The sequence below is a fragment of the Psychrobacter sp. T6-1 genome (assembly GCF_052258445.1).
On record NZ_JBQQFC010000220.1, the window covers coordinates 1 to 4,179 of the forward strand.

A 4,179-nucleotide genomic window follows, 5' to 3' on the forward strand; every position below is an offset into this window, starting at 1 on the left:
ATTTTGCCCATACCGCCTACGGGCTGAAACATCGCAGGCTGATGCACGTGTACCGTGTAATTGTTATAGATATCGGCCCACATCTCTGAATTGAGAAGTTTATCCCTTGGTATCGGCGTCGATGGCTGCGCGTCAGGCATCAAACCGCCGCCCGGATAGACGCTATAGCCACGATGCTTGCTGGTCTCATGACTTTTGACATAACGATAATTATTGTCGAGCACGCCCCAGCCTTTGAGTCCGACGAGTAGCTTTTCTTTATCTTCTGTAGTGACCGCATCATCCAAGCTGCCTTTGTTCATCGCTTTGGATAATAGCTCGGAGACATAACCGCGGATATCGTTTTGCACATCGCCTAAACGCTGGGGTGCACCATTGAAGTGATTGGTACGATGCAAATAAGCGCGGTCATTGGTTTGGATAAAGGGTTGCAAAGCGACATTGAATTTTTTGCAATAATGAAAAACGGCGTAGTGATGAATAGGCAGTCGCCACGGCCCACCGTTAAAGTAATTGCCTTTTTGAAAGTTGCAAGTGACTTGCTCGCCGCCAAGCTCGGTATATTTATCGCCGCTATTTAAGGTCCAGCTACGTCCGCCACCGCGGTTTTGGTATTCAAGAACCGTGACTTTATAGCCCGCTTTACGTAACTCATAGGCTGCTGTAAGACCCGCCAAACCTGCGCCAAGGATGACAATACTAGCACCAGCAGGCGCGCCTTTTAAAGTCATCTCTTGTTTAAAGCTAGACTCTGATGCGAAACCTAAAGTCGTCATCGCCTGATACATAGCCGCCGCGCCCGCAGTCTTGCCTATCATCGCAAGCAGTTGACGGCGCGTAGGAGATGGCAGCAAATCATTCATCTTATTATCCTTATCGTGCTTAATAGTAGTAATAGTCACTCAAGCGAATTTATAATCAGCGACTTTTTTTATTTAACAATTTAGCTTTTATCTTTAATGACGCGTTTGACTTCAGCCGCACTGACATCACTGCTTGGTAAGCCGCCAAAGGTAACGCGCACATAGTTGCTGATGCTCGCTATTTGCGCGTGGCTTAAATCTTCTTTGAACCCTGGCATTTTGGGAGCGGTATTGAACGCGCCTTTTGCCCCAAAGGCGATAACGCCAATCAGCGCATCAGGTTTGGCGCGGCGAATGCTACTCAGACCGACGATAGCGGCATAGCGTGCATCGGGCTGCGCAGAGCCATCGACACCATGACAGCTGGCACAATGAGTCAGGTACAAGCCCTTTGGCGAATTGCTGTTATTGATAGTGCTAGTACTAATAGTAGGGGTCGTCTTAGCTTTGGCTAGATAGTCTTCTTGTTCTAACAAGTCATAGGTAATAGAGTCGCTAATAGGCGTGGGCAAACGAGCGATGTTGACGGGTATTAGGTAGTCATCGGTCTTGATAGCAGGGATGACTTTTAGATAATTCGCCATCGCTATCAAATCGTCATCCGTCAAATAACGGGTGCTATGAGCGACCGCTTCTGCCATTGGACCGCCCGCATAAGCTCGTTTATCAAGCTTGCCTGTACGTAGATAGGTGATGATATCGAGCTCGCTCCAGCGTCCAATACCCGTATCGTTATCAGGGGTGATGTTAGGCGCAAACCACTTACCGAGCGGCGCGCCAGAGAGATAGCGATCTTTATCTAGACCTTGAGTGAGATTACGCGGGGTGTGACAAGTACCGCAATGCTCTAGATTATTGACTAGATATTCACCGCGCTGCTCTACAGGCGTCAGACCTACGCGGTTCTCGGTTGAGGGCACATTGATGACATTCCACGCGAGCATCAGACTGCGTATATTTAACGGAAAAGGCAAGTGAGTGGTTTTTTCAGGCGCTTTTTCTACGGGCGGCACAGTTTGAAAGTAGGCAAACAAGGCGCTGATATCAGCATCGCTCATACCATGATATGACGGGTAGGGCATAGCAGGATAAATTTGGTGATTAGGCGCGCGACCTTTACGCAATGCCTTTGCCAGATCAGCTTCGGTGTAATTACCGATACCATAAATCTTGGACGAGGTAATATTGGTTGAGTAGATATTGCCAATGGGTGTCTCGATAGCAACGCCGCCACTATAGTCCTCACGATGACACGCCATGCAATCAGCAGTACGCGCCACATAAGCGCCGCGATTGGCTAGATCGCTATTGACTGGGCTGACGTGGGGCAGACTTATCCTAGGCGGCAACGTCTTTTGGACACTTATACTGTCTGCTATAGCCGCATTGGCAACCAAAGGTGCAACCAGTGCCGCCATCATTATAAAAAGAGGCTTCATAATATCCTTATTATTCACTCTGACCAAAACTATTCTAACCTAGTAGCCAATTTTTAGTTACTTTCTAGTTACTTTCTAGCCGCTTCTACTTTGATATTTAGATTTAAATTTTTGGTGAGTCCAAACCAAGCATATTTATCTATATTCCATCTGGTTCTATTTATGGTCGCGGTAAAATTACCAGCGCAAATCTCACGGCTCATAGTGGTATTCATACTACAGGTAAACTCAGTGGCCTTTAGGCTAATAGGGTGCGTCTGACCGTGCAAGGTTAAGTTGCCATCGACACGCGCCAACTCTGTTTGATTAAAATACCAGCGAGTCGATTTAAACTGAGCCAAAGGAAAGTTTTGCGCATCAAAAAAGTCAGGCCCTGTCAGCTTACTATTAAAAGCTTGATTGCCAGTATTAAGTGAGTTGATAGGAATAACTAATGAGATGTCGCCAGTCATGGCGCTGGAATCATATTGCAACTGACCTTTGACATTATAAAACCCGCCCGTTGTGGCATTGGTTTTAAAACGATCAATAGCGAAGCGTACATTGGTATTGGCAGGATTGATGACATAACTGGCAGCGTGACTGGTTTGCGCTGCGCTCATTATCACTATAGGCAGTATCAAAAAGGCAAAGGGGTGAGATGTCTTTTGGGCGAGACAGTGAGCGCTCATGAAGCTACATTCCTTTGTAAGCTTTGACATCTAAATTTGAGAGCAGTCCATACTTTATATAACAAGTAAAACTCTATGAGCCAGTTATACATTGTTTTTCAAGAACTTAGTAGCTAGGTTTTGCATTTTTTTATAACTATCTTCTATTGCTAGGGGGTTTCATATTTGCTAAAAAAGTGAGCATTAGCAATCAATAGACAGCTGTTAGTAAATCATCCTAAACACTCGAAAAACAACTGACTTTATTCGCCTATCACAAAAAGAGTTGACCGCTTCATACGCAGAACGTCATTGCCTTTATTCTATTTAAGGTATAAGTTTGAAATACACTATCTTTAACAACAAGACTACAACCGTCAAGGATGACACCATGCAAAACGAGACAAATACAAAAGCCAGCATCAAAGATCAAGTCAGCGAGTCAGAATGGCAAATGCGAGTCGACCTTGCTGCCTGTTATCGGCTCATCGCGATGTACGGCTGGGATGATTTGGTCTTCACTCATATCTCAGCGCGCGTGCCCGATACCGAAGACGAGTTTTTGATCAATCCTTACGGACTATTATTCGAAGAGATTACTGCTTCCAACCTCGTCAAAGTCAATCAAGCAGGCGAGAAAGTCGCACATTCAGACTACGATATCAATCCAGCAGGATTCACTATCCATAGCGCGGTCCATAATGCTCGTCATGACGCTCATTGCGTGATCCATCTCCATACCAGTGATGGCGTTGCAGTATCCGCGCAGACAGATGGCCTGCTGCCGTTGTCGCAGCAATCACTATTTCCGTTATCTAATCTGGCCTATCACGACTACGAGGGAGTTGCTCTAAATCCTGAGGAAAAGGTGCGTTTGGTGGACGATTTAGGCGATGCTAATTTTATGATTTTGCGTAATCATGGCTTGCTCACCTGTGGTAGCAGCGTCGCCGATGCGTTCTTGTTTATGTATATCACCCAAAGAGCGTGCGAGGTACAAATCAAAGCCCAGAGTGGCGGCAATAAACTCACCCATATACCGCCGCAGATATTGGCAGGTATCCAAGCGGCGTCAAAAGAGGTCACCAAAGGCGCGGGTGGCGATATTGCATGGCCTGCACTACTACGTAAGCTGCGCCGTATTGATCCTTCATTTGAGGAGTAATCCTATGATGACAGTCAATGATTGGCAGCAGCAGGGACAGTTTGAGTCGATTTGTGGTCAGC

Annotated in this window: 4 protein-coding genes; 1 reads left to right on the forward strand and 3 read right to left on the reverse strand. The window is 46.2% G+C overall.

The window, feature by feature from the left end:
• From ACTXGO_RS10455 to ACTXGO_RS10465, 3 genes are all read right to left on the reverse strand, one after another.
• The coding region (locus ACTXGO_RS10455) for a flavin monoamine oxidase family protein (protein ID WP_443574396.1) at window positions 1–863 on the reverse strand (863 nt) is incomplete at its 3' end.
• 80 nt (window positions 864–943) lie between these two features.
• Window positions 944–2,302: a c-type cytochrome gene (locus ACTXGO_RS10460; RefSeq protein ID WP_443574398.1), complete on the reverse strand. Its 1,359-nt coding sequence runs from the start codon at window positions 2,300–2,302 to the stop codon at window positions 944–946.
• Window positions 2,303–2,370: 68 nt separating this feature from the next.
• On the reverse strand, window positions 2,371–2,973 hold the full coding sequence (locus ACTXGO_RS10465) for a YceI family protein (protein WP_443574399.1): 603 nt from the start codon (window positions 2,971–2,973) through the stop codon (window positions 2,371–2,373).
• Between the two features lie 370 nt (window positions 2,974–3,343).
• Here ACTXGO_RS10465 and ACTXGO_RS10470 point away from each other — a divergent pair, with 370 nt between their 5' ends.
• Window positions 3,344–4,117, forward strand: a complete 774-nt coding sequence (locus ACTXGO_RS10470) for a class II aldolase/adducin family protein (RefSeq protein WP_443574401.1) — start codon at window positions 3,344–3,346, stop codon at window positions 4,115–4,117.
• The last annotated feature ends 62 nt before the right edge of the window (window positions 4,118–4,179 follow it).